The 25,262-nt window shown below is 66.7% G+C and carries 20 protein-coding genes; 6 read left to right on the plus strand and 14 right to left on the minus strand.

The window, feature by feature from the left end:
• Nucleotides 1-4 precede the first annotated feature (4 nt).
• The 4 genes from VL15_RS31270 to VL15_RS31285 all read left to right on the plus strand — a co-directional run bounded on the left by VL15_RS31270 (nt 5) and on the right by VL15_RS31285 (nt 4,402).
• Nucleotides 5-1,309, plus strand: coding sequence for an MFS transporter (locus VL15_RS31270; RefSeq protein WP_048250616.1), 1,305 nt, complete (start codon nt 5-7; stop codon nt 1,307-1,309).
• Nucleotide 1,310: 1 nt separating this feature from the next.
• The gene (locus VL15_RS31275) at nt 1,311-2,432 is read left to right on the plus strand and encodes a 2,3-butanediol dehydrogenase (RefSeq protein WP_048250617.1); all 1,122 of its coding nucleotides are present in this window, start codon (nt 1,311-1,313) and stop codon (nt 2,430-2,432) included.
• Complete coding sequence (locus VL15_RS31280; RefSeq protein ID WP_048250618.1) at nt 2,410-3,132, plus strand: SDR family NAD(P)-dependent oxidoreductase; 723 nt, start codon at nt 2,410-2,412, stop codon at nt 3,130-3,132. Before VL15_RS31275 ends, VL15_RS31280 begins: the two co-directional genes overlap by 23 nt.
• Before the next feature lie 178 nt (nt 3,133-3,310).
• Nucleotides 3,311-4,402, plus strand: coding sequence for a porin (locus VL15_RS31285; protein WP_048250620.1), 1,092 nt, complete (start codon nt 3,311-3,313; stop codon nt 4,400-4,402).
• A gap of 85 nt (nt 4,403-4,487) precedes the next feature.
• Here the strand turns inward: VL15_RS31285 and VL15_RS31290 are convergent, their stop codons facing one another.
• Both VL15_RS31290 and VL15_RS31295 read right to left on the minus strand, forming a co-directional pair.
• A complete protein-coding gene (locus VL15_RS31290; RefSeq protein ID WP_048250621.1) occupies nt 4,488-5,978 on the minus strand; it encodes an aldehyde dehydrogenase family protein in 1,491 nt (496 codons plus the stop codon).
• A gap of 48 nt (nt 5,979-6,026) precedes the next feature.
• Nucleotides 6,027-7,625, minus strand: a complete 1,599-nt coding sequence (locus VL15_RS31295) for a GMC family oxidoreductase (protein WP_048250622.1) — start codon at nt 7,623-7,625, stop codon at nt 6,027-6,029.
• Nucleotides 7,626-7,970: 345 nt separating this feature from the next.
• Between VL15_RS31295 and VL15_RS31300 the strand changes: the two genes are divergently transcribed.
• The gene (locus VL15_RS31300) at nt 7,971-8,921 is read left to right on the plus strand and encodes a helix-turn-helix domain-containing protein (protein ID WP_048250623.1); all 951 of its coding nucleotides are present in this window, start codon (nt 7,971-7,973) and stop codon (nt 8,919-8,921) included.
• Between the two features lie 190 nt (nt 8,922-9,111).
• Nucleotides 9,112-9,651, plus strand: coding sequence for a cytochrome b (locus VL15_RS31305; RefSeq protein WP_048250624.1), 540 nt, complete (start codon nt 9,112-9,114; stop codon nt 9,649-9,651).
• A gap of 54 nt (nt 9,652-9,705) precedes the next feature.
• Here the strand turns inward: VL15_RS31305 and ansP are convergent, their stop codons facing one another.
• The 12 genes from ansP to VL15_RS42250 all read right to left on the minus strand — a co-directional run bounded on the left by ansP (nt 9,706) and on the right by VL15_RS42250 (nt 24,617).
• A complete protein-coding gene (gene ansP / locus VL15_RS31310) occupies nt 9,706-11,196 on the minus strand; it encodes an L-asparagine permease (protein ID WP_048250625.1) in 1,491 nt (496 codons plus the stop codon).
• Between the two features lie 345 nt (nt 11,197-11,541).
• The gene (locus tag VL15_RS31315) at nt 11,542-12,777 is read right to left on the minus strand and encodes an acyltransferase family protein (protein WP_048250626.1); all 1,236 of its coding nucleotides are present in this window, start codon (nt 12,775-12,777) and stop codon (nt 11,542-11,544) included.
• Between the two features lie 67 nt (nt 12,778-12,844).
• Entirely contained in the window at nt 12,845-13,594 is a 750-nt protein-coding gene (locus VL15_RS31320; RefSeq protein WP_048250627.1) for an SDR family NAD(P)-dependent oxidoreductase, read from the minus strand.
• Nucleotides 13,595-13,708: 114 nt separating this feature from the next.
• A complete protein-coding gene (locus VL15_RS31325) occupies nt 13,709-15,424 on the minus strand; it encodes a GMC family oxidoreductase (protein WP_048250628.1) in 1,716 nt (571 codons plus the stop codon).
• A 77-nt stretch (nt 15,425-15,501) separates the two neighbouring features.
• Nucleotides 15,502-16,266, minus strand: a complete 765-nt coding sequence (locus tag VL15_RS31330; protein WP_048250630.1) for an SDR family oxidoreductase — start codon at nt 16,264-16,266, stop codon at nt 15,502-15,504.
• 66 nt (nt 16,267-16,332) lie between these two features.
• Nucleotides 16,333-17,091, minus strand: coding sequence for a cupin domain-containing protein (locus tag VL15_RS31335; protein WP_155420333.1), 759 nt, complete (start codon nt 17,089-17,091; stop codon nt 16,333-16,335).
• Nucleotides 17,084-18,859 carry an FAD-dependent monooxygenase gene (locus VL15_RS31340; protein WP_230684566.1) on the minus strand — a complete coding sequence of 592 codons (1,776 nt, stop codon included), beginning with the start codon at nt 18,857-18,859 and terminating at the stop codon, nt 17,084-17,086. The genes VL15_RS31335 and VL15_RS31340 overlap by 8 nt, the downstream gene beginning before the upstream one ends.
• A 70-nt stretch (nt 18,860-18,929) precedes the next feature.
• Nucleotides 18,930-19,649: a methyltransferase gene (locus VL15_RS31345; protein WP_053077747.1), complete on the minus strand. Its 720-nt coding sequence runs from the start codon at nt 19,647-19,649 to the stop codon at nt 18,930-18,932.
• A gap of 18 nt (nt 19,650-19,667) precedes the next feature.
• Nucleotides 19,668-22,058: an AMP-binding protein gene (locus VL15_RS31350; protein WP_053077748.1), complete on the minus strand. Its 2,391-nt coding sequence runs from the start codon at nt 22,056-22,058 to the stop codon at nt 19,668-19,670.
• Between the two features lie 85 nt (nt 22,059-22,143).
• On the minus strand, nt 22,144-22,944 hold the full coding sequence (locus tag VL15_RS31355; protein ID WP_048250631.1) for a class I fructose-bisphosphate aldolase: 801 nt from the start codon (nt 22,942-22,944) through the stop codon (nt 22,144-22,146).
• Nucleotides 22,945-22,953: 9 nt separating this feature from the next.
• Nucleotides 22,954-24,276 carry a 3-dehydroquinate synthase II gene (locus VL15_RS31360; RefSeq protein WP_080971017.1) on the minus strand — a complete coding sequence of 441 codons (1,323 nt, stop codon included), beginning with the start codon at nt 24,274-24,276 and terminating at the stop codon, nt 22,954-22,956.
• Nucleotides 24,277-24,347: 71 nt separating this feature from the next.
• Complete coding sequence (locus VL15_RS42250) at nt 24,348-24,617, minus strand: hypothetical protein (RefSeq protein WP_155420334.1); 270 nt, start codon at nt 24,615-24,617, stop codon at nt 24,348-24,350.
• Between the last annotated feature and the right edge of the window lie 645 nt (nt 24,618-25,262).

Consider the following 25,262-nt stretch of genomic DNA (forward strand, 5'->3'; position numbering starts at 1 on the left):
CGCCATGTCATCCCATCCCTCCCCCAGACTCGCATGGACGTATGAGAACCGGCTGCTGCTGATCCTGTTCATGACGTTCGGTTTCGTCTTCTTCGACCGCCTCGCGCTGTCGTTCCTGTTCCCGTTCATGTCGGCCGAGCTGCACCTGACGAACACGCAACTCGGCATGGTGTCGTCCGCGCTCGCGCTCACATGGGCGCTGTCGGGCGCCGCGACCGGCGCGTGGTCCGATGCGCGCGGCACCCGCAAGCCGCTGCTGATCGCGGCCGTGCTCGGCTTTTCCGTGTGCTCGGCGCTGTCGGGGCTCGTCGGCGGCTTCGCGAGCCTGATCGCATTTCGCGCGCTGATGGGCATCGCCGAAGGCCCCGTGCTGCCGCTGTCGCAATCGCTGATGGTCGAGAGTTCGACGCCGAGCCGCCGCGGGCTGAACATGGGCCTGCTGCAGGGCTCGGCCGCCGGCCTGCTCGGCGCGATGATCGGCCCGCCGGTCGTGATCGGCATCGCGACCGCGTATGGCTGGCGCAACGCGTTCTACGTGTCGTGCATCCCGGGCTTCCTGATCGCGTTCTGCATCTGGCGCTGGGTGCGCGAAACACCGCCCGGCGGCGCACGGCATGCGCAGGCCGACACCGTCGGCACGCCGGCGGCCGGTGGCACGGCGATCAGCCGCTGGGCGCTGCTGAAGGAACGCAACATCCTGCTCTGCGTGCTGATCAGCTGCTTCTTCCTCACGTGGTTCATCGTGATCATCTCGTTCGCGCCGGTCTTCCTCGTCGAGAGCCGTCACCTGTCGCCATCCGACATGGGCGTCGTGATGACCTGCCTCGGCGCCGCGTGGGTGTTCTGGGGCTTCGCGGTGCCGGCGATCTCCGACCGGATCGGCCGCAAGCCGACGATGATCGTGTTCGCGCTGATCGCCGCCGTGTGCCCGGTCGCGATGATTCACGCGAACTCGCTGGGGGCACTCTGCGCGCTCGTGCTCGCGACCTACACGGGCCTCGGCTGCTTCACGCTGTTCATGGCGACGATCCCGGCCGAAACGGTGCCGCCCCGCTCGATCGCCAGCGCGCTCGGGCTGATCATGGGCGCCGGCGAGCTGATCGGCGGCTTCGTCGCGCCGACCGTCGCCGGCTTCGCGGCCGACAAGTACGGCCTGCAGTTCGCGATGTGGACATCGGCCACCGGCGCGATCCTCGCGTGCGTGCTGTCGTTCGGCCTCGTCGAGACCGCGCCCGCCGTGCTGCGCAAGCGCGCGCTCGCCGGCGCCGCCGCGAACCGCCTCGATGCGCAGAACCTCGGAGGACGATGACATGCGAGCCCTTCAATGGCATGGCCCGCGCGACGTGCGTCTGGTGGAAATCGACACGCCGCGCGTCGGCCCCGGCGACGTGCGCATCGCGGTCGCGTACTGCGGGATCTGCGGCAGCGACCTGCACGAATATGCGGACGGCCCGCATGCGATTCCGGTCGACGCACCGCATCCGCTGTCGCGCCGCACCGCACCGCTTACGCTCGGCCATGAGTTCTGCGGCACCGTCGTCGAGGTCGGCGAAGGCGTGACGGCGCTGCGCGCGGGCGATCGCGTCGCGGTCGAACCCGAGTATCGCTGCCACCAGTGCGCGTACTGCCGCTCCGGGTCGTACAACCTGTGCGTGTCGATGGGTTTCGCCGGCCTGATGGGCGACGGCGGGATGGCCGACTTCGCGGTCGTGCCGGCCTACATGCTGCATCGGCTGCCCGACGGCGTGAGTCTCGAGCAGGCCGCGGTGATGGAGCCGGCCGCCGTCGCGCTGCATGCGCTGCGGCGCGGCGCGCTGCGGCTCGGCGAGACCTGCGCGGTGTTCGGGCTCGGGCCGATCGGCCTGCTGCTGATCATGCTCGCGAAGCTGCAGGGCGCGACGACGATCGTGGCCGTCGACGTATCGCCCGAACGGCTCGCGGCCGCCACGCGCTTCGGTGCGACGCATACGTTCGACGCACGCGCGCTCGATGCCTCCGAACTGCAGGACGCGATCCGTACGGCCACAAGCGGGCTCGGCGTCGACGCGAGTTTCGAGGCGGCCGGGCTGCCGGCCACGTTCGAAGCGGCGATGCAGGCGTTGCGCAAGGGTGGCCGCGTCGTAATGGTCGGCCTGATGCCGCATGCGGGCTTCGACGCGTTCCGCGCGGTCAACGACGAGCTGACCTTCACGGCGAGCGTCGGCTACCGGCATGCGTACGAAGACCTGCTGCGCATCGTCGCGTCGGGCGCGCTCGATCTCACGTCGATCATCACGCGCACCGTGTCGCTGGAAGAGGCCGTTACCGACGGCTTCGACGCGCTGCTGGCCGACCGCACGCAGATCAAGATCCTCGTTTCACCCGCGCAACGGCCTGCCCGTCGCGCACACACCATCGGGAGTGTCGAGCATGAGTCGTCAGTGGGCGTTTGAGGGCCGGTCCGTCGTCGTGACGGGCGGCACGTCGGGCATCGGTGCGCGCACCGCGTTGCGGTTCGCGCAGGCGGGTGCGTCGGTCGTCGCGCTCGGGCTCGATGCCGGCGGCCCGCATGCGCCGGTGCATGCGGGCATCCGGTGCGTGGAGCTCGACGTGACCGACAACGATGCGCTGACGCGCACGATCGCCGCGCTGCCGCGGCTCGACGTGCTGGTCAACGGCGTCGGCATCAGCCGGCACGCGGACGAATACCGGATGGACCAGTTCGAGCTCGTGCTGAACGTGAACCTGACGTCGGTGATGCGCGCATCCGACGCCGCGCGGCCGGCGCTGTCGGCGAACGGCGGCAGCATCGTCAACATCGCGTCGATGTACACGTATTTCGGCAGCAAGGACCGCCCCGCATACAGCGCGAGCAAGGGCGGCATCGCGCAGCTCACGCGCTCGCTCGCGCAGGCGTGGGCCGATCGCGGGATTCGCGTGAACGCGGTCGCGCCCGGCTGGATCGACACGCCGCTCAGCAGCGGGCTGATGGCCGACACGCTGGCGTCGCGCCGCATTCTCGAGCGCACGCCACTCGGGCGCTGGGGCACGGCCGACGAAGTCGCGGAAGTGATCCTGTTCCTGTGCTCGCCCGGCGCGTCGTTCGTCACCGGTGCGGTCGTGCCGGCGGACGGCGGGTATTCGACGGTCTAGCGCGCCGCGCACGAGGCAGCGGCGGACAGGCGACAGCCCGCCGTTGCCGCGTGCGCGATCCGGTTCCTTTCGGTTGCACCTGAATCGGGATCGGTCCCGGTCAGGTTTAATCATATCAATCAGTAGTCCAATCAAAAATATCCGATCCGATCGGAAACATGTGAGGAGCACATTGGAGATGACGAAAAAGACCCTTCTGGCGCTCGCCGCCTGCGCGATTCCTGCTGCATCGTTCGCGCAAAGCAGCGTGACGATGTTCGGGCTGATGGATGCCGGCATCAGTTATGTCAGCAACGAAGGCGGCCACGGCAATCCGAAATTCGACGACAACATCTTCTTTCCGAACCTGCTCGGGTTCGAAGGCAAGGAGGATCTCGGCGCGGGCACGCGCGCGATCTTCCGGCTCGTCAACCAGTATTCGCTCGGCAACGGCTCGATCATCGGCGGCGGCTTGTTCGCGCGGCAAGCCTACGTCGGGCTGGAGAACGACCGCTACGGCAAGCTCACGCTCGGCAACCAGTACGAGTTCATGGTCGATTCGCTCGCCGCCAGCGGCAACGAGATCGCGCAGGATCTCGTCGGCCTGTACGGCTTTCGCAACGGGCCGTTCGACAAGCTCGCGCTGCCGAACAACCCGACCGGTGCGTTCGACTGGGATCGCGTCGCGGGCAGCAATCGCGTCGCGAATTCGGTCAAGTACACGAGCCCGTCGCTATCGGGCCTGACCTTCGGCGCGTTGTACGGCTTCGGCAACGTCGCGGGGTCGGTTGGCGCGAACAACACGGTCAGCGTCGGCGCGAGCTACGACAACGGCCCGTTCGGCGCGGGCGCGGCCTATACGAACCAGAAATACGGCGCGTCGGCGGGGCTGCCGCCGACCAGCGTGCGCAACTGGGGCGCGGGTGTGCACTACACGCTCGGCACGGTCACGGGGAAGGCGCTCGTCACGACCGTGCACAACGCGCAGAACGGCGCGGGCGCGTGGTCGGCAGAAGCCGGCGCGGCGTGGCACCCGTCGCCGGCGTGGGTAATCGGCGCGAGCTATACGTACATGAAGGGCAACGACACGCTCGACAACGCGCATGCGCATCAGATCCTGGCCGCCGTCCAGTACTGGCTGTCGAAACGCACGATGGTGTATGTGGCGGGCGTGCATCAGCGCACCGGCCACGGCAGCAACGCGCAAATCAACGGCGTGATGGATGCGAACGGCGCGTCGAGCGGCGCGCTGCAGTCGATCGCGCGGATCGGGTTCAGTACGCGGTTCTGACGGAGAAGGGGTCGGCCGGTTTGCGCCGGCCCGATCGAACCGGCGCGTTACCGGCCTTTCATGCGATAACGCGCCTGCCACGCACTCAAAAACGAATCGTGACGGATTTCGGTTCCGTATAAGCGTCGATGAACGACGAGCCGTATTCGCGGCCGATGCCGGAACCCTTCGCGCCGCCGAACGGCACGGCCGGGTCGACCAGCGTATGCATGTTCACCCAGACGGTGCCGGCCTCGATGCGCGGCACATAGCGCAGCGCCTTCGAGAGATCGTTCGTCCACAGGCTCGCGGTCAGCCCGAAGGGCGTGTCGTTCATCATCGCGATCAACTCTTCGTCGTCGTCGAACGGCACGAATGCGCCGACCGGGCCGAAGATCTCGTTGCGGTACGAGTCCGATTGCAGCGACTTCGGCAGAACGATCGTCGGCTTCACGTAAAAGCCGTCGCGCGCATAAGCGCCGCCGCCCGTGACGATGGTGTCGCCGTCCGCCCGGGCCCGGTCGAACGCATCGATGCACTTGCGGAACTGCGGTTCGTTGCACACCGGGCCGATCGTTCCCGCGTCGTCCATCGGATCGGATGGCTGGAACGCATCCAGCCGCGCCTTCAGTTTCTCGACCACCTCGTCGAACTGCGAACGGTGCACGAAGAAACGCTCCGCCGACGCGCATACCTGCCCGCTGTGCAGGAACCCGGCCTCGATCACGCCATCCAGGATCTTCTCGACCGGCGTATCCGGCAAAAAGCCGGCGGCGTTCTTGCCGCCGAGTTCGAGTGTGAAGCGCGTGAAGTTCGCGTTGACGGCTTCCTCGCCGATGATGCGGCCGGTCGGCACCGAGCCCGTGAACGAGACCTTCGCCACGCGCGGGTCGCGGATGACCTTCGCGCCGATCTTGCCCGCGCCGTTGATGACGTTCAGCGTCCCCAGCGGCAACCCGGCTTCGGTGCCCAGTTCGGCGATGCGCAGCATCGTGAGCGGCGTGAACTCCGACGACTTGATCAGCACCGTATTGCCGGTCGCGAGCGCCGCGCCGAATTTCCACACGGGAATCATCACCGGGAAATTCCACGGGATGATGCCGAAGACCACGCCCAGCGGCTCGCGCAGCGTAAACGACGTGTACCGCTCGCCATTCATGCTCGGAAACGACGGCGCGAGCGTTTCGCCCGCGATCTTGGTGGCCCAGCCCGCGTAATAGCGCAGCCAGCGGGCCGACCAGCTGACTTCGATCGCCCGCGACAGTCCGATCAGCTTGCCCGACTGCGCGGTTTCGATCTGCGCGATTTCCTCGCCGTGCGCGTCGATCAGATCCGCGAACCGCAGCAGGATGCGCTCGCGATCGGCCGGCGTCGCCTGCGCCCACTCGCCGCGGAACGCGCGATGCGACGACGCGATCGCAGCCTCGATCTCGTCGTCGGTCGCCTGCGCGACCGAACCGATCACCGCGCGCGTGGCCGGGTTGCGTACGTCGATCCGTTCGCCGCCGCTGCCGGCCACTGCCCGGCCGTCGATGTAGTGACCGTGCTCGCGCGCGAGAAACCGTTTGACCTCGTCCAGCATCTGTACCAATGCCATTTGCCTGCCTCCAGAAGTTCCGGAAATCGATGTGAATGAAATGCCCGATCAGGCCGCGCTGGCGATCAGGTCCGACGCCTTTTCGGCGAGCGCGATGGTCGGCGCGTTCGTGTTGCCGCTCGGGATGCTGGGCATCGTCGAGCTATCGGCCACGCGCAGCCCCGCGATGCCGTGCACGCGCAGTTGCGGATCGACGACGGACGACGCCGCGTCCATGCCCATCCGGCACGTGCCCACCGGGTGATAGACCGTCTTCGCCGCGCCGCGCACCCAGTCCTCGATTCCAGCGTCGTCGTCGGGCGGGCAATCCGGCGAGAAGATCTCGTCGACGTGTGCCGCGAGCGCGGGCTGGCGCAGGATCTTCAGCGCGAGCTTCGCCGCGCGAATCTGGCCGTCGACGTCCCGGCGGTCGGCCAGGTAACGGCCGTCGATGCGCGGCAGGTCGTCCGGGTTCGACGAACGGATCGTCACGCGCCCGCGCGAATGCGGCTGCAGATGGCCCGTCTTGATCGTGATGCCGTGCGTCCGGCCCTGCGTCACGCCGATCGGATCGTCGAACGAATCGATGATCGGCAGGAAGTGGAACTGGACGTCCGGCTGCCCCTGCCCGCAGGTATCGACGAACGCGAACCCTTCGAGCACCGGCGAAGTCAGGACGCCCGAGCGGAACAACTTCCATTCGATGCCGTGCTTGAGCGCACGCCATCCCTTGTCCTGACCGTACAGCGACACCGGTGTGCGGATCGTCGCGTTCACCGACATGTGCAGGTGATCGTGGAAATTCTCGCCCACCGGCAGCACGTGGCGCACCTGGACGCCCGCGCCGTCGAGCACGTTGCGCGGCCCGATGCCGGACAGTTGCAGGATCTTCGGCGAACCGATCGCGCCGGCCGTCACGATGATTTCCGCACGCGCATGCGCCGTCACGCGCCGGTTGCCCTGGCGATAGGAGACCCCCGTTGCGCGGCCCCCTTCGATCTCGACGCGCTCGACCAGCGCGTCGACTTCGAGGCAAAGTTCAGCGCGGTTCCGGACCGACTTCAGGTACGTCGCGGCGGTGGAACCGCGCTCGCCGTTGAAGATCGTCGCCTGATAGAACCCGACGCCCTCCTGGCGCTCGCCGTTGTAGTCGACCAGGTAATCGAGCCCCATCTGCTGGCCGGCCCGCACGAACGCCTGCGAAAGCGGATGCCGGTAGCGGATCTCGGTGACTTGCAGATGCCCGTGGTTGCCGTGATAAGGCGCCGTCAGCGACTCGTTGTTCTCCGCCTTCGCGAAATAGCGCAGCATGTCGTCGGCGCCCCAGCCCTTGCAGCCGAATTCGTTCTCCCAACGGTCGTAGTCATTGCGGTGCCCACGCACGTAAAGCATCCCGTTGACCGAACTCGAGCCGCCGAGCACGCGCCCCTGCGGCACCGCGATCGACCGGCCCTTCACGTCGTCCGACGGCTCGGCGGCATACGGCCAGGTATGGCGCGGAATGGCCTTCGCGATCCCGCCCGGCATGTGGATGAACAGGTCCTTGTCGTGGCCGCCCGCTTCCAGCAGCAGGACGGTGCCCTTGCGGCGCTCGACGAGATGGGTCGCGATGGTGCAGCCCGCGGACCCGGCGCCAATGACGATGTAGTCGAAAGTTCTATCGGACATCCTGGTATGCGCCCGCCGTCGTCCGTACGACGTTCGCCGGCGCGTGCCGCCGCCACGTGCGTCGCCTGGCCTTCGACGGAGTCTCCTTGAAAATCGATGGTTGTTCTTGATGGCGCGAGCCAGCCGGTGCGGTAGGTCGTGCCGCGGCGGGCATCGCGGTGGCGAAAGCCCGATGCGGGCGGATGACTTGTCGACCGCGTTCCGATTCTAGAAGCGCGTCACCGGCGCACCTCGGCGTTGCGTGCACACTTTTGGCCTCAGCGTGCAGAACGGCGCGGCGACCGTACCGGCTTTATTCATTTGCATTACCCTTGGTGCGTTCCCGGAACCTTCCCTCTCCCGGCCATGGCACATGAACTCGTCGTCAGCGCCACCAACGGCAGCCCGAACCTGCGCGAGCTCGTCGCAGACAGTTTCCTGCCGCTGGTTTTTCACGACACCGGCCCGCTTTTCCGGATGTCGGTGCGTGTCGCATCGGTGGGCGGGCTGCGCATGGCGGAGGTGGACACGACGGCCGTCCGGGTGGACCGCGATCGCGCACTGGCCGCGCGCACGGAAAGCGACTGCTACAAGATCCTGTTCCAGATCGCCGGGCAAAGCCGCATCACGCAGCGCAACACGACGTCGACCGTGAATCCGGGGGAATGGGTGATCTACGACGCGACCCAGCCGTACCGGATCGAATCCGCGAACGCGTCACGCTTCGTCGCCGCGCTGACGCCGCCGCGCAGCAGCACGATGTGGCGGTGGTTCGTGGAGCGGGCGGGCGTCCAGGTTCGCCAGACCGTCGGCAATGCGCGGCTGGCGCTGCAATCCATCCACTTTCTGATGGACGGGCAGGTGCCGAACGATCCGGAAAGCCTGTTCGGCTTCGAGCAGTCGACGCTGATGCTGCTCGATTCGGTGATTCGCCGCGAAGCCGGCGATTCGCTCACCGGCGCCGACGCGCGCAGTGCGGCCTTGCGCATGAATGCCGAAATCCATCTCGCGCATCACTACCACGACCCCGACCTGTCGCCGGACCGGCTGGCGAGCGCGTTGAACGTATCGAGACGCACGCTTTACAGCGCGCTCGCCGCGACCGACCAGACGCCGCAGAGCCTGATCCAGGAATACCGGCTGCAGGCGAGCCGGCGCGCGCTGGAGGATCCGGCGGATACCAACCGGAATCTGCTGGAACTGGCGATCGCATGCGGCTTCTCGGACATCACGCATTTCGGGCGCGCGTTCAAGGCGCGGTTCGGATGCAGCCCCGGCGCTTACCGGCTCGCGCATCGAACGATTTCGGGTTCCTGACTTGACGCGCTGTTTCCGGCGGCGCCCCGTCCCGCTATCGGCCTGCCGTAAGTAACCGATGCGCTGCAACAGCGGTCGATGCATGCACCGGGAATAAATCCGGCCCGGCACCGGTATATCGGGGGTCGCCACGCCGTCCGCCGCCGGACGCGCGGGCGCGCGACGCCCACCCGAAACCGCGAGACCGCTCATGTCACAGCCCAATCACGCCGCCTACGCACGCTTCGCGATCGCCATGCACTGGTCGATCGCGATCCTGATCCTGTCGAACCTGTCGATCGGGCTCTACATGGATACGTTTCCGCATAACTCGCCGCAGTTCAACGGCATCCTGTTCTATCACGCGTCGATCGGCAGCCTGATCTTCATGCTGACCGTGCCGCGCCTCGTATGGCGCGCGACGCACACGCCGGCGCCGCTGCCGGACAGCGTACCGTCATGGCAGGCGCGGATCGCCGGCGCGCTGCACGGCGTGCTGTACCTGCTGCTGTTTCTCGTGCCGCTGACGGGCTACGTGCACCGCCTCGCCGGCGCGCATCCGGTCAGTTTCTTCGGCATCGCGAATTTGCCGGTGCTCGTTGGCCGCGACGAACCGTTGCGACTGCTGACCGATGCACTGCATCGCGCACTGGTGCTGACGCTCGGCCTGCTGCTGGTCATGCACGTCGTGGCCGCGCTGAAACACAAGTTCATCGATCGCGACGGGGTGGCCGCGCGGATGGGCATTTGAGCGGGCGCGCCGGCATCCGGCCGGCGGCCGCCCAGCGTAGCGCGTCGCGTTGCGTCAGTCGCCGCCCTTCTCGAGCACGTTCTGCGTGAGCGCGACCGACGGGATCGTCGGCTTGAGCGACCCGCGGCGCGCGCGGCCGCTCACCCACTTCCAGCCGGTCACGAGCAGCAGCGCGACCAGCGGGATCGACGCGATCGTCCACGTGCCGTTCGGGTAGTCGAATGCCATCAGCACCAGCACGCCGAGCAGGAACAGCAGCGTGAGCCACGACGTCACGGGCGCGCCCGGCATCTTGAACGACACGTCGTCCACCTCGCCGCGCCTGACCGCCGCGCGGAACTTCATCTGGCAGACGACGATGAAGCCCCACGTGCTGATGATGCCGAGTGACGCGATGTTCAGCACGATCTCGAACACGCTCGACGGCACGAGATAGTTGAGCAGCACGCCGATCACGTAGATCGCGACCGTCACGAGAATGCCCGCGTACGGCACGGATTGCGCGCTCATCCGTGCGAGGAACGCGGGGGCCGAGCCGCCCATCGACAGCGAGCGCAGCACGCGCCCGGTCGAATACAGGCCCGAGTTGAGGCTCGACAGCGCCGCCGTCAGCACCACCAGGTTCATCACCGAGCCGATGCCCGGCACGCCGAGCGCGCCGAAGAACGTGACGAACGGGCTCTGGCCCGCCTTGTACGCGCTCCACGGCAGCAGGCAGACCAGCAGGACGACCGATGCGACGTAGAAGATGGCGATACGCCAGATCACGTTGTTGATCGCGCGCGGCAGCACCTTGCGTGCGTCCTTGCATTCGCCGGCGGCCGTGCCGACCAGTTCGACGCCCGCGAACGCGAACACCACGCCCTGTACCAGCACCAGCGCCGGCATCAATCCGTGCGGGAAGAACCCGCCGTTGTCGGTGATCAGGTGCATGCCCGTGTCATGGCCGGCGACATGGCCGCCGGTACCCAGGATCACGGAGCCGATCACGAGAAACAGCACGATCGCGGCGACCTTGATCAGCGCGAACCAGAATTCCATCTCGGCGAACCACTTCACGCCGATCAGGTTCATCGTCGCGACGATGCAGAGCGCCACCAGCGCGAAGATCCACTGCGGCACGCCGGAAAACGGCGCCCAGTAATGCATGTAGAGCGCGACCGCGGTGATGTCGACGATGCCGGTCATCGCCCAGTTCAGGAAATACATCCACCCGGCGACGAACGACGCCTTCTCGCCGAGAAACTCGCGCGCGTACGACACGAAGCTGCCGCTGCTCGGGCGATGCATCACGAGTTCGCCGAGTGCGCGCAGGATCAGGAAAGAGAACAGGCCGCACACCAGGTAGACGATCGCGAGCGCCGGCCCGGCGGCCTGCAGGCGAGCGCCCGCGCCGAGGAACAGACCGGTGCCGATCGCACCGCCGATCGCGATCATCTGCACCTGTCGATTGCCGAGGGTCTTGTGATAACCGGCCTCGTGGGATTCGAGCCAGTTCCGCTTGCTGATGTCGCCGCTCGGCGTGGGTTCGGGAATCGATGCCATGACTGCATCCTCTCGTGCTTGCGTGATTTCGTTCGGACCGTACCGCGATCCGGGCCCGGCGGCGCCCACGGCCGCACGATGCCCCATCACGCCGCGCATCGAGGCCGCTGCACGCCGGACATCGCGCGCGGCACCGTCAACCGCAAACGTATGCAGCCTTAATTCCACTCACAAACGCTATGCAAATTTCGACTTTCCCTGCCCCGAATCGCGCATGCGACCCGGGCGGAAAGCATTTTGAAATACGTCAGGAATTCGAAAGATTCTGCGCGCTCCGGCGGATTCGGGAGCGCGCGTGCGTCGCCCGGCGCGGCACTTGCTGCCGCGCCGGTGTCGAGCCAGCCCTCAAGCCGCCTTCGGCAACGCCGTTTGCGCCGACTCGATCACATCCGCCGCGACACGCCGGCCTTTCGCGATCATCGGCCGCTCGACGCAGCGATACAGCAGCTCCGTCGCCCCGGCGACGAGCAGCACCATCAACAGCGTGTACTGTGGCCACAGCCGCGCGGTGATGGCAATCTCGTGAGCGCGCGTGTACCGGAACATCAGCTCGTTCGTCAGAAAGAACATCGGCAGATGCACGAGATACAGCGAGTAGGAGCGCCGGCCGATGCAATCGAACGCCCATTGCAGCGGCTGCGGAAACGCCACGACGCCGCCCTCGCATGCGGCCATGAACACGAGCGCGGCCGACAGCATGCAGACGACCGGCACCGCGACGACGTTGTCGAATCCGATCGCGGTGATCGAGCCCAGCACCAGCGCGAGCACGAGCACGACGGCGCCGCCGAGATAACCGTTTCCGCGGGCGCTCACGCGTATCGCGGCGAACCAGGGTCGGGTGGTCGCCAGATACAGCAGGCAACCGTACAGCATGCCGTCGCAGCGCGTCTGCGTATAGAAGAACACCTTGAGCGGATCGGCAAGCAGGTACGGGCGGATCGCGACCGAGACGGCGAGCAGCGTGAGCGCAAGCCACAGCACCCGCTGCCGCGTGGAGCGCGTCAGCATCAGAAACAGCGGGAACACGAGATAGAACTGCTCCTCGACCGACAGGCTCCAGTACTGAGCGAGCGGCACGCCCGGCGCGATCTTGTGATCGGGCAGCCAGAAGTTGAACGTGTACGTGAAGATCGACAGCGCCGCCTGCAGGTTGTAAGTGGTGCCGGCGAAATAGCCGCCCGCGTTCAGGTATGCCCCGCAGGCGACCACGATCAGGATCACGCACCACGCAACCGGCAGGATCCGGAACGCGCGGCGCACATAGAACGCCTTGACATGCGCCGCGAGCGCGCCCGGATCGGCGCGCAGCGCATCGAATTCGCTCACGATCGTGCGCGAGATGATGTAGCCGGAAATCACGAAGAACAGGTCGACGCCGGCCCACGCGTTGCTCAGCAGATCCAGCGGGGTCGCGGGCCCGCCGAACTGCATCGTGAACATCCACGGATAGAACACCTGGCGCCAGTGCACGTAGCAAGTCAGGAGCACGGCGATTGCCCGCAGGCGATCCAGCTCCAGGTTGCGCGGCGTCCGCTGCACGATGTGCGCGAGCGCCGAATGGTCCGGCAATGCCTTCATGATTTCCTCCGTCCGGATAGGGCGGCGCCGGCGCAGCGCATGCGATCCGGCACGCCGGGCCGCGTGATTACAGCTTGGTGCCGCCGTCTACCTGGACGATGTCGCCCGTGATCCAGCGTGCGCCGTCCGACGCCAGGAACGCGATGACGTCGGCGATGTCTTCCGGCTGCGCCACCCGCTGCAGCGCCTGGAGCTTGAAGACCTGTTCGCGGCCCGCGTCGCTGCGCACGAATGCCGACATGTCGGTGTCGACGACGCCGGGCGCGACGCCGTTCACGCGAATGCCGCGGCTGCCGAGCGCCTGCGCGAAGTGCTTGACGAGCGTGTCGATCGCGCCTTTCGTCGCCGCGTACGCGGAGATCTCGCCCACCGCCGAACGCGCACCGAGCGACGACAGCAGGACGATGCTGGCGCCCTCGCCCATCAACGGCAGCAACTGCTGGGTCAGGAAGTACGGCGCGCGCACGTTGACCGCGAACAGCCGGTCGAAATCGTCGACCGACATGTCGTCGATCGACGCGTTCATCGCGATGCCCGCGTTCGCGACCAGAATATCGAGGCGGCCGTCGAGGGCCTCGCGCGTCGCGGCGGCCAGCGCATGCGGGCCGTCCGCCGTGCCGAGATCGGCCGCGAGCGCATCGGCGCGCCCGCCCGCCGCCCGGATTTCTGCCACCACGGCTTCCGCTTCCGCCGCCGCGGTCGAGTAATGCACGAGTACGTATGCGTTCTGGCGCGCGAGTGCGAGCGCCGTGGCGCGTCCGATGCCCCGCGACGCACCCGTGACCAGCGCGGTTTTGTTGCCCAGATGTGATTTCATCTGCGATGTCTCCAGCAATGAATGGGAAAGAGGCCGCGCAGCGTGCCGATGCGTGCGATGAGCGGCCCGAAACCGCCGGGGCAGCCCCGGCGTGGAACGTTCGACGCTGCCGACTCAGCAGGCCGCGACCGCAGCCGTCACACCGCTTGCGCGTGCCTCGGCAAGGAGCTGATTCGCGGCAAGCTGCGCGACGGTCAATACGGAGGGCTGAATGTTGACCGCGGGCACTTCGGGAATCACCGAAGCGTCCACGACGCGCAGGTTCTGGATGCCCCACACCCGGAACCGTGCATCGACCACGCTCGTGGCGGGATCGCGGCCTGCCGCGCAGCTGCCGACGAAATGCAGGCCAGGCGCGGCGTTCTGCCGGATGAACGCGAGCTTGTCCGCACGCGTCGCGAGCGGCGCACTCGACTGCAGTCCGCCGTTGTACGGCGCCAGCGCGCGCGCCGCGCCGAGCGCCAGCGTGCGGTCGAGTGCCGCGATCATCGTGTCGCGGTCGATCGCCTCGGCCAGGTAGTTCGGATCGAGCGCCAGCGGCTGACGCGGGTCCGCGCTGACGAGCCGGGCCGTTCCCCGGCTGCGCGGCTTCGCGAGGAACGGAATCAGCGTGTAGCCTTCGCCCGCGGCAAGCGAGCCGCCGAACGGATATTGCATGCCGGCCACCTGGATGGTCGGCGCGCTGACCGCCGTGCCGCCGTAATACGCCATCGTCGACACGCCGTTCGACACCTGCGGCGCAATCGCCGTGCGGGCCTTGTACGTGACGCTCAACAGCAAGTGATCGTGGAAGTTGCGGCCGACGGCGGGCATGTCCTGCCGCACCTGGATACCGAGCGGCGCCAGTTGGTCGAGCGGCCCGAGGCCGGACAGCATCAGCAGTTGCGGCGACACGGCGGTGCCGGCCGACACGATCGTCTCGCGGGTCGCGTGGACCGTGAGCGCGGACGCGCCGAGCCGCACCTCGACGCCGCGGCAGGCCGTCCCCTGCAGGACCAGCTTCGAAACCACGGCGTTCGACAGGATCGTCAGGTTCGGCCGGGCCAGCGCGGGCGCCAGGAATGCCTGTGCCGGCCCGGAACGGTGCCCGTCGGCGGTGGCGTTGACTTCGGTCACGCCGGTGCCGTCGAGCCGCCGGCCGGCGTTCAGCTCGATCTGCCCGAGGCCCGTCGACACGCCGGCCGCGAGATAGGCCGCGGTGAGCGGATGCGCGTCGGCATAACGGCCGACCGTGACGTGGCCGGCGGCGGTGCCGCAGGTGCGCGAGGCCTGCGTCATCTGCAGGTAGGCGCGATTCAGTTCGGCCGGATTCCATTCCGGACCGACCAGTTGCTGCCACGCGCGATGATCGCGCGGATCGCCGCGCAGCCAGATCATCGCGTTGATGCTGCCCGAACCGCCCCAGGTCTTCCCGGCCGGCGACGCTTGCTGCCGGCCATCGAGTTGCCCCTGCGGCACGCTCGTGCGCGCCCAGTCGGTATCGCTGCCGAGATTCCTCAACCAGTCGGCGACCAGTGCGACCTTCGACTGGCCCAGCTGGTTGCTGCCCGCCTCGATCAACAGGACCGATGCGCCCGACGCGGACAACCGGTCGGCCAGCAGGCACCCGGCCGACCCGGCGCCGACGATGACGTAGTCGTAGCTGTCGCGCAGTTTCCCGGTCTGGCTGGCTTCGGCCGCATCGATGAAATGGCTGAACTCGCCGATCCCGGCAGCCCCCGCGCCCAGCGCGGCCAGTTTCCCCAGAAACGCCCGGCGGCCCCCGGGCCTGCCGGGGTTCGAATCGTTCAGTTGCGGATGCTGCGGATGGTGCTCGGCCTCGTGACTCATGGTCGTCCCGGCAATTGGAATTGGAGAAGGAAGTGGAATGAACGGGCGACGCGATCGCGCCGCCCGGTGGACACCGATCAGGTGCGCGTGATCGACACGCCGCCTTCGACGAGCAGCGCCGTTCCCGTCACGAAGCTCGACAGGTCGGACGCGAGATACAGCGCCGACTTCGCGATCTCTTCCGGATTGGCCATCCGCTTCAGCGCATGAATGCTCTCGACGAACGCCTTCTGCTCCGGCGTGCTGGCCGCTTCGCGACCCATTTCGGTGTCGGTCCCGCCCGGCATCAGCACGTTGACGCGCAGGCCCGACGGGCCATACTCGGCAGCGAGCGTCTTGGTCAGGCCGACCAGCCCCGCCTTGCTCGCGGCGTATGCGGCCATACCCGGAAAGCCGACCGTGTGGCCGACGAACGACGACGTGAAGATCAGCGAGCCGCGCTTGCGCGCGAGCAGCGCCGGAATCTGATACTTCGCGCCGAGGAACGCGCTCGTCAGGTTGGTTTCGAGCGTGTCGCGCCAGCCGTCCAGCGTGATGTCGGTGACGCTGCCGAGCGCGCCCATCGTCGCGGCATTGTTGAACGCCACGTCGAGCCCGCCGAACTTGCCGACGGCCAGTTCGACGGCTTCCTTCGCGCAACGCTCGTCCTTCACGTCGCCCGCCAATGCAATCGCCTTGCCGCCGAATCCGGCGATCTCGTCGACCAGTGCGTTGAGCTGCGCCGCACGGCGCGCCACCAGGACGACGCTCGCGCCTTCTTTCGCGAACAGCTTCGCCGCCTCGCGGCCGATACCCGAGCTGGCGCCCGTCACGATTGCGGTCTTGTCAGCGAGAAGAGTCATTTTCTTTACCTTGATTAGCATTGCGTATTAACAGATCACGCCGGCAGATGCGTCCGGCGCTTTCACTCACGAACCTTCGCCCGATTTGAACAGCTTGATCAGGCCCGGCAGGTTCTTGCCGAACGGAGCAACGCCCTCCTCGACCTTCTCGGCGTAGCTCCAGAAATCGGTGCTGAACATCATCCCGAATTCACGCGCCTCGCTGACGGCCTTCAGCTGCACGATCGGGTTGTTCAGCGCGCCCTTGACGCCCGGCAGCATGGGCTTCGCGATCGACTTGAAGTAACCGAGCAGCGACTCGCCCGGCGTGTCGGGCGTCCACACCAGTTGCACGACGACGGTCTTGTCCGACACGTTGAGAAAACCGTGGATGTGATTGCGCGGACCGAACACGAGGCTGCCCTTCTTCATCGGGATCATCCGGATCGTGTCGCGCCCGGCGATGTTCGGCGGCTGGTCCAGGTCCTTGTACTTCTTCGTGCCCATCAGCATCACGATGCCGCCTTCCGGCGCGTAGAACCACTCGTCGGTCAACGTATGCAGGTGCAGCGGCGGCCCCGATCCCGGCGGAATCTCGACCTTCGCCATCAGATACCGGCCGCCCGTGCTGTCGCCGGTGCGGACGAACTTGATCGACGCGCCCTCCGGCTCGCCGTTGACGACCAGCGGCTCGGGGTCGTCCTCGACAAGCGCGAAGGCGGCCGCGTTGGCCTGCGCGTCTTCCGCCCAGTCCGACTCGACGTCGTAATCCGCCCGGTGGTGCTGCGAACCGGCGTGATCGGCCGACCCGGTCGACGTTTGCGCTTCCTCCAGCATTTCACTCATGGTCGCTCCTCAGTTGAACTTCCGTGTTAAACCCGTGTGCTGCGCCGGCCGGATGCCGGATCATGTCGTCGTGGTCAGGCACCCGATGCCCAACGGCGGCCGAACCGGTCGCACGCCCGGCCACTCGATCGAGCAATTCGCCTGCGTGGCGCGGCACGAAGTCGCCTCGCCACGCGACATGTTGGTCGGGCCGAACCAGGACCAGCCGCCGCTCGTACAACACCGGCGCCGCGTCCGATACGATCTCGACGATCGACAACGGAATGGCGCGTGCGTGCGCGGCGTCAACGAGCCGCGCCGCGCCGTCGTCGGGCGCTGGCGGTTCGGCCGCCGTCCTCACCCGCAACAACGTGAAACCCGCGCCGAGCAGGTCGAATACCGAACGGCGCACACCGTCCGCGCCGGTCAGCCACAGGTGCGGCAGACGGCCGCCCGGCACGCTGCTTGGCCGGTAGGTCAGCGGGTCGTCGTCCGGCGCGATGCCGTCCGGCCAGACGATCGTCGAGCCGTCGTATCGCGCCCCCAGCTCGACGCCGATCGCTTCGAACTGCGCACGAAACGCCTGCAGTGCTTCGCCCATCCGCGCGCGTGCCGCGTCGCCCTGCGCGCCCGCCGCTTCCACTTCCGCCGGAACCTGCACCTCGCCGACGCGCTGCGTCAGCCGGCGCGCCGCCGCCGTGTTGCGCAGCGCGATCGGCCGGCGCTCCGCCTCGTAGCTCGCAAGCAATGCCGTGCCGCCCCAGCCTTGCACCGCGCCCGCCAGCTTCCACGCCAGGTTCGCGGCGTCGTCGATGCCGGTGTTCATGCCGAAACCGCCCGTCGGCGAAAACAGGTGAATGGCGTCGCCGCAGAGGAACACGCGCCCGTCCGAGTAACGCTCCGCCACCAGCGCGACACCGCCCTGCCACGGCGCGTGAGCGAGCACGTCCACCTCGACCGGCCGGCCGACCCCTTCGCGAATCCGGCGAATCACCGCCGCATCGTCCGGCAGCCCGTCCTCGTCGTCCGCCTTCGACATCAGCAGAAACTCGTCCGCTCCGTCGAGACTGATCAGCAGCATCCGCGAGCCGGGCGCCATCACGTTGTACATCCACGACTCGCGCCCCTTGAGCAGTTCGCGATGCAGCGCCGGAATCCGCACATGGCTCGAGATCATCCGGCCGCTCAGAAACCCGTCGCTCGCACCGCTCGGGCCGAGATAACGAATGCCGAGCGCACGCCGCACGAAACTCTGTCCGCCATCACAGCCGACCAGGTACGCGGCCCGCCATGACTCGCCCGGCGCCGTGCCATCCGTGACTTGCGCGTCGAGCGTGACACCCGCTTCGTCCTGCTCGAACCGGCTCACGCACCAGCCGAACCGCAAGTCGATGTTCGGCCGGGTGCGCGCATGGGCGAGCAGGAACTGCTCCACGTACATCTGGTTCGCGCGCAGCAGCGGCTCGGGCACCTGGTCGGTGTCTTCGGCAGTACGCGCCGCCTGCGTCCGTTCGCACTCCGAACCCATCTCGAGCCGCGCCAACTCCCAGTCGGCGAGCCGCGTGAAATACGCGACATCGCGCGGATGATCGGGCGGCAAGCCCAGCGCGCGCACGGCATCCGCTATGCCGAGGCGGCGGTAGTGCTCCATCGTCCGGGAATTGTGCGTGCTTCCCTTCGGATGCCAGCGGCTGTCCGATTCCCGGTTGAACACGACCGACGCGATGCCATGGCGATCGAGGAACAACGCGAGCAACAGCCCTACCGGGCCGCCGCCCACGATCGCCACGGGACGCTCGTGCATCGTTCCGGCCCGGGGGCGCGCTTCACATGCGGCGTTCGACATGCACGCTCCGGATTCACGCCGCGTCGACCGCGGACGGCTGCCCGCCCGGCCACAGCCGCAGGATGTCGTAGCGGTGCGCGCCGGCCCCTTCACCGTAAGCGGACGCCACGATCGTCGACGAGTAGTCGTGTTCGGCCAGCATGTCCGTCAGCGCCCGTTCGTCGCCGAGGCTGCTGAAGCCGATCAGCAACTGCCCGTCCGGCGTCAGGTGCTGCGACGCCTCGCGCAGGAACCGGCGATGCGCGAGGTACCCCGCGTCGCAGAACGCCTGCAGGATCGGCTTCTCGAACACGTAATCTTCCGGGACGAACACGAAATTCGAGTTCCAGAAGATCTGGTCGAACCGCTCGCCGGGCTGCAATACGTCGAACAGGTCGCCGTCCCGCGCCGACACCCGGTCCGCCACGCCGTGCAACAGCACGTTGGCCTGCGTGTTGCGCACGGCGGCCGCGCTGATGTCCGCGGCGACGACCCGCGCGCAACCGGAGAGGGCGGCCATCACCGACGTCACGCCTGCGCCGCAGCCGATTTCGAGAAAGCTGCCTCCGCGGCGGTACGGCAGGTGCCGCGTGAAGATGCCCGTCGACTGAAAATGCGTCGGCGGGAACACCCCCGCATGCACTTCGAAACTGCGGCCGTCGCACACGTAGTGGACGATGCCGTCCGCCTCGGCGGCGGCCAGCCGGCGCCGCACCGATGCAAACGCGTCGGATTCGTAGTCTTGATCGTTCATGTGTCGCCTATCCGTTGTTCAAACGCGCGCGGCCGAACCGCGCGCGACATACAGGACGTCGCGCGTCCCGGCCGCACCGTCGAACGCCTGGCGCAGCAGCGAACCCGCCGAATCGCGCAGCAGCCGCTTCAGCACCTTGCCGGTCGCGCCCACCGGCAGGAACGCCAGGCTGCGCACGATCGCCACGGCCACGCCGCGTTCCGGCAGCACCGCGCCGCATTCGGCAAGCAGCGCCTCGAGCACGCCGTCCGCCACGCTCGCCGGATCGCCGGCGTGCCGGTCGGGCAGCACCAGCGCGAGCAGCGCCGGATCGTCGGCCGTGCCGCCGCCCACGCCGACCACGGCGACGTCGCACACGCCTTCCACCTGCTGGGCCACTTCCTCCAGCTGCAACGTATAGAGCCGGCCCGCCGCCGTCTCGACCACGTCGACTTCGCGGTCGATCTGATAGAAGATGCCGTCCTCGCAGTACGCCACGTCGCCGGTCAGGAAATAACCGCCTTGCCATGCCCCGGCCGTACGCTCCGGCTGCTGCCAGTACCCCGACGTGATCGTCGGCGCACGCACCGCGAGCAGGCCGCGCTGGCCCGGCGCCACTTCGCGGCCCGTCACCGGATCGAGGATCTTCGCGACCGCGATATCCACCGGCCGGCCGATCGCGCGTTGCGGCGCCAGCGCGGCGGCGGTCGATTCACAGCGGAACAGCGCCATGCCCAGTTCGGAGCTGCCGAACGCATCGATGAAGCGCGATTCCGGCGCGCCGACCAGAAGACGGCGCGTATGGCTCTGGTGCGCCGCGTCGCCCATGCTGAACCAGCGCCGGACGGAGTCGAATTCACGCGCGCCGACACCGCCCTCGACCAGCTGCATGTAGGTCTTCGGGAACGCGACGACCGTGGTCGGACGAAACGCGCGGATGGCCGCACGCACCGCGTCGCCTTCCTGCGTCCCCATCACGTAGGTCGGAATGCCATGCAGCACGGCGGTTTCGAGATGACTGATCGCCGCCGAATGCGATTGCGGCAGCGCCGTCAGCAGCCGCTCGTCCGGGCCCTCGGCAAAGCGCCCGATGCGGGCCCGCTTGCCCATGAAGAATTGCCGGTGCTCGAAGCGCACCGCTTTCGGGATCCCGGTCGTGCCCGACGTATGGCTCAGCATCACCAGCGTCGAATCCTCCGGCGCCACCGGCCACCAGGCCGGCAAGTGCGCATCGCGGCGCAGCGCAGCGCGCGATGCGTCCACCAGCCGGCCCGCGTTCGACGCGCGCCAGTGCTGCACGAATGCGCTCGTCGCCTGCGTGTGCGTGTCCGCCACCAGCGTGTCGAAGCCGTTCTCGCTCATGTACGCCGCGCCCACTTCGGCCGGCATCGCGGGATTGATCAGCGCGATCGCGGCGCCGAGGCTCGTCAGCGCGAGGTAGTGGAGAAACGGCGCGATGCCGTCCTCGACGCACACGGCCACCACGTCGCCGCGGCCCACGCCCTGGCCCAGGTACCAGTCCGCCAGCGCCGCGCGATACTGCTGCAGGGTCGCGAGGCTGAATGCCCGGACCGGCACACCATCGCCATAGTTCACCGGCTTGTCCAGCTGCAGGAACTCGACCTCCTTCGCCGGATTCAGCGCGAGGCACAGATCGACGAAGTTGCCGCTGCCCAGCGACGCATCGGCGCGCAGCATGGCCAGTTCGGGTTCGGGCAAGCGGGCGTCGGTATCGGGCGCGTCCTCGCCCGGATACGACAGCAGCTCGGTCAGCATCGCCATCCGGCGCCGCACCATCTCTTCGCCGACCGCGATCACGCGCGCACGCCGGTAGGGCTTCTCGGCAAGCATCCGGTCGATGATTTCGCGCATCACGATCGCGTGCTGCTCATCCTCCTCGACGTGAATCTGGAAGAATCGCGTGGCCTGCAGCGGCGCATCGCGGTGCCGCAGCGCGTCCAGGATCGGGCCATAGACGATCGGCACGATCGCTTCCGCGCCGAGGCACAGCGCGGCCAGGCCGTCCAGCGGATCGGCGCCGCGGCAATAGAGGAACATGACGTCGATCAGCGCGCGCGTGCTCGACAGCATCGGCAGGCTGCGCGGCGCCGCCGACATCGCGTCCATCGACTGAAGATACAGTTCCGCGTGCGACACCTGGTCCGTGCCGTCGCCCAGCAACTCCTCGGCCAGGTTGTGCGACAGCGCCTTGAACTCGTTCAGCTCGGTCAGGCCGCCCATCAGCGAGCACAGGTAACGCGTGAAGTACTGCGAATAATATTGGTGCTGAATCAGGAAGCCGCGCAATTGCGCGTCGCTGACGGTGCCGTCGCGGCACGCCGCGAGAAACGGGTTCGCGCCCAGCTCCTCGAGCAGCCCTTCCGGAAACATGTCTGCCCAAAGCTGCGACAGCTGCATGGGGTCGGTCATGACCTGCCCCGCTGCCGGTCGATCGTTCATTGCATTCATCGGATTGGTTCTCCACGGCCGCGCCCCAATGGCGCGGCGAACGGAATCACACGACATCGAGTTCGGCCACCTGCTCGGACCGGCCTTTTACGCTGTCCGCCAGCCTCCTGAGGAGCGCCTGCGGCCGCGCATGCTGAAACACGTTCCGGCCGATGCAGAGGCCGGTTGCGCCATGCCGGATCGCAGCCTGCGACATCGCGACCAGCACCTCCTCGTCCGCCTTTTCGCCGCCCGCGAAGAAGATCCGGATGTCGCGTCCGTGAACGGAAGCCAGCTCCTCAATCTCGTCCACCGACGCATACGCGAGCTTCACGGCGTCCGAGCCCAGCTCCGTCACGACCCGCACCAGGTGATGCAGGCGGGCCAGACGTTCCGCGGAAGTCGGCGCCTTCACCTTGTCGTACAGCATCGTCAGCAACGGCAGCCCGGCGGCATGCGCCGCGTCCGTCACCGCGCCGAGCATGGCGAAGTTGTGCGCGAAATTGCTGGCCGTGAAGTTCACCTGAATCGACACCGCGTCCGCGCCCAGCTTCAACGCCGTGTCGATATCGGCCACCATGATCTTCGTGTCCGCATCGGGCGACAGGCTCGCCATGCCGTTCAGATGCACGATCACGCCCGTTGCCGGATGCAGGCATTGACGCACGATCAGGCGCTCGATCAGCCCCTTGTGACCGAGCACCGCGCTGAGGTCGCGGCTGCCGACCCAGCTTTCCAGTGCCTCCGTCGCCTGGATGCCCGCAATCGGACCCAGCGTCAGTCCATGGTCCACCGGCACGATCAGCCCGCGCTGCGAATCCGGGAACAGGATCCGGCGCTCTCTCAGTTTTCTACCGACGTAGCCCATCGACGTCTCCTACTGTTCGATGATCGTCTCGTTGATCTTGATGCCCACGTGACGCCCCGGCTCCGTCACGTAGCCCAGTACCTTGTCGCCAGGTTTCAGTTCCGAGATGTTGAGCGGCTTGGCGGCGTCGGAAAACACGCGCACGTGCCAGTCGTCCTGCATCAGGACGTTGACGCGCTCCTTGCCCGGAAACTCCACCTCGATCAGGCGCAACGGACGTTGCTCGATCTTCATCCGGCCCACCGTCGCGCGCCGTACGCGGCCTTTCGCATTCACGAGCATGACCGGCGAGCCCGCCTTGAGCTCGCTCATGTAGTCGGTGCGGTTGCCGGTATTGAAGACATAGGAATGCACGGCCCCCGCGTTGACGCGGAACGGACGCAACTCCATGTAAGGCAGGAAGAACACTTCCGGACAGGCCAGCAGGCCGCCTTGCGACGTGCTGCCCACCAGCATCCCCTCGTCCGGCGCAAACAGCGTCGACGTATCGATGCATGCGCGGTAGCCCATGCCCACCGGGCGGCTCTGGATCACCGTGCCGGTCTGGATCGACAGGTTCTCGTGTTCCGCGTCCGCCATCTGCTCGAGGAACGAGGTCATCGCCTGATGGTCGCGCGGCGAGAAGATCACACCTTCCGCGCCATACTCCATCACGCCGTACGACACGATCGCGTCGTCGACATTGGTCGGCTCGTTGATTTCCTTCATCAGGATCGTGCCCGTCGATTGCAGCGACGCGATCACCAGTTCCAGCGGAATGTTGGTCGGGTCACGGAAACGGATCCACAGATAGTCGAACCCCAGCCCGTCGTTGATGGCGCCGAGCAGGCTGTCGCGATCGTCGACGTAGCTCGTGTAGCAGGTCGAAATGCCTTCCGCGCCCAGTTGCCGCAGCGCCGCGATATCCGCACAGGCCACGCTGCGCCGGCGCTTGCCGTCGTCCTTGAACTCGGCGAACAGCGGACCTTCCCGAAACGCGTTGATGTCCGCGGCATTGCGCAGGCGGAGCACGATCCTCATCCGGGCCGGAATGGCCGGCAGCAGGTTGGCCGCGTTGTCCGGGTAGATCACCACGCCGCTGTACAGCGAATTGACGACCCGCACGAACATGCTGTCGTCGGGATGCGGCCGGGCCAGTTGCGCCGTGTCGTACCACACCAGTTGCCCGTCCAGGGCCGCGCGCTTCGACTGGCCGTTCGCCGATACATTGGTCAACTTCACCGACGTCCGCTTCGCAACCGTCTCCTGAGTCTCGAACGGAGTCGGAATCGTCGTCGGTTCTTTCGGCGCGGGCGTTTCCTTGATCTTCGCTGTCACACTCGCATTGCTCATGCGCATCCTCTCCAGGTGGATAAACAAAGGCACGGCGCGGCTACTGGCGCCATGCCACGAACTGTCGACGCTCAAGCCTGAACCAGCTCGCAAGGCATCCCTGACTGCGAGACACGGTCGATCTTTTTATTGGAAATCAGTATTTCTCTCGGTGGCGCCTGTTTCAGGCAGTGACGCAACGCGGCGATTGCCGCAGCCATACCGTCGGGAGTAAAGCCAATTGGCTTTCCCGGATAACAGATGTAACTTTTGCGGCAGCTGAAAAATATGTATCCGTGATTCGGAATATTTGACGAATCGAAAAATTCAACCACCCAACGGATTTGCGGCGATTCATTCATCATTGACTCGTCGGAAAAACGTATGCACTCGATGCAGCGACCGAAGATGTCCATTCGCCAATGCCCAGGCAAGGCGAATCGGATGATTCAACTCCCTACGATTCCGCGGTGATTAATTCGTCAGCAACTCCGCTCCCGGGCCAGCACCAGCGCCGCCCCGGCAGGCATGCCTTTCTCGTTTCACGCTGCCGTCTCTCGCCGGCAGGTCATCGCCACTCGTCAAACCCTGGATGCGCGCATCGCTTCACATGACGAAACAATGATTTCGTTAGTTACTCGAGATGCGAAAATCGATTTATTTCCTGAACCGATTTAATGCAGCCGATATTTTCAGCATTACGGAATAAACGTATCTCCTCCGCACGATCAACCCTCTTTAAGACGGCTTGATCCGGCGAATTATTCACATTCCTTCAACTTCATTGGCATCGCGTCGCTAGTGTAAATGGAAGTTGCTCTGCAATTGAATAACATCTCAAAAAAATTTATCGGAATGAGAGAGCAAGAACGCTATTGACGCGGAGCATGATTTTCTATCGCTGAAATACGCTCGATTTCAGGATGGCAATGCGCGTGCGGACCGGGCGGTCGCTGCCTGACGGGCGGTGGAAAAAAGGGGCCGGACAGCGCCGGAAGAGGAAGCAG

The organism is Burkholderia cepacia (assembly GCF_001039005.1).
In the GTDB taxonomy this organism is placed as follows: domain Bacteria; phylum Pseudomonadota; class Gammaproteobacteria; order Burkholderiales; family Burkholderiaceae; genus Burkholderia; species Burkholderia theae.

Excerpts from the sequence above, each read along its gene's own strand:
- VL15_RS31320 (WP_048250627.1), bottom strand. The coding sequence starts at position 13,594 with ATGAAATCACATCTGGGCAACAAAACCGCGCTGGTCACGGGTGCGTCG.
- VL15_RS31325 (WP_048250628.1), bottom strand. The coding sequence starts at position 15,424 with ATGAGTCACGAGGCCGAGCACCATCCGCAGCATCCGCAACTGAACGAT.
- VL15_RS31355 (WP_048250631.1), bottom strand. The coding sequence starts at position 22,944 with ATGGGCTACGTCGGTAGAAAACTGAGAGAGCGCCGGATCCTGTTCCCG.
- VL15_RS31295 (WP_048250622.1), bottom strand. The coding sequence starts at position 7,625 with ATGTCCGATAGAACTTTCGACTACATCGTCATTGGCGCCGGGTCCGCG.
- VL15_RS31270 (WP_048250616.1), top strand. The coding sequence starts at position 5 with ATGTCATCCCATCCCTCCCCCAGACTCGCATGGACGTATGAGAACCGG.
- VL15_RS42250 (WP_155420334.1), bottom strand. The coding sequence starts at position 24,617 with ATGAATGAATCGCCGCAAATCCGTTGGGTGGTTGAATTTTTCGATTCG.
- VL15_RS31285 (WP_048250620.1), top strand. The coding sequence starts at position 3,311 with ATGACGAAAAAGACCCTTCTGGCGCTCGCCGCCTGCGCGATTCCTGCT.
- VL15_RS31300 (WP_048250623.1), top strand. The coding sequence starts at position 7,971 with ATGGCACATGAACTCGTCGTCAGCGCCACCAACGGCAGCCCGAACCTG.
- VL15_RS31350 (WP_053077748.1), bottom strand. The coding sequence starts at position 22,058 with ATGACCGACCCCATGCAGCTGTCGCAGCTTTGGGCAGACATGTTTCCG.
- VL15_RS31305 (WP_048250624.1), top strand. The coding sequence starts at position 9,112 with ATGTCACAGCCCAATCACGCCGCCTACGCACGCTTCGCGATCGCCATG.
- VL15_RS31280 (WP_048250618.1), top strand. The coding sequence starts at position 2,410 with ATGAGTCGTCAGTGGGCGTTTGAGGGCCGGTCCGTCGTCGTGACGGGC.
- VL15_RS31335 (WP_155420333.1), bottom strand. The coding sequence starts at position 17,091 with ATGAGTGAAATGCTGGAGGAAGCGCAAACGTCGACCGGGTCGGCCGAT.
- VL15_RS31315 (WP_048250626.1), bottom strand. The coding sequence starts at position 12,777 with ATGAAGGCATTGCCGGACCATTCGGCGCTCGCGCACATCGTGCAGCGG.
- VL15_RS31330 (WP_048250630.1), bottom strand. The coding sequence starts at position 16,266 with ATGACTCTTCTCGCTGACAAGACCGCAATCGTGACGGGCGCCAGCTCG.
- VL15_RS31275 (WP_048250617.1), top strand. The coding sequence starts at position 1,311 with ATGCGAGCCCTTCAATGGCATGGCCCGCGCGACGTGCGTCTGGTGGAA.
- VL15_RS31345 (WP_053077747.1), bottom strand. The coding sequence starts at position 19,649 with ATGAACGATCAAGACTACGAATCCGACGCGTTTGCATCGGTGCGGCGC.
- VL15_RS31360 (WP_080971017.1), bottom strand. The coding sequence starts at position 24,276 with ATGAGCAATGCGAGTGTGACAGCGAAGATCAAGGAAACGCCCGCGCCG.
- VL15_RS31290 (WP_048250621.1), bottom strand. The coding sequence starts at position 5,978 with ATGGCATTGGTACAGATGCTGGACGAGGTCAAACGGTTTCTCGCGCGC.
- ansP (WP_048250625.1), bottom strand. The coding sequence starts at position 11,196 with ATGGCATCGATTCCCGAACCCACGCCGAGCGGCGACATCAGCAAGCGG.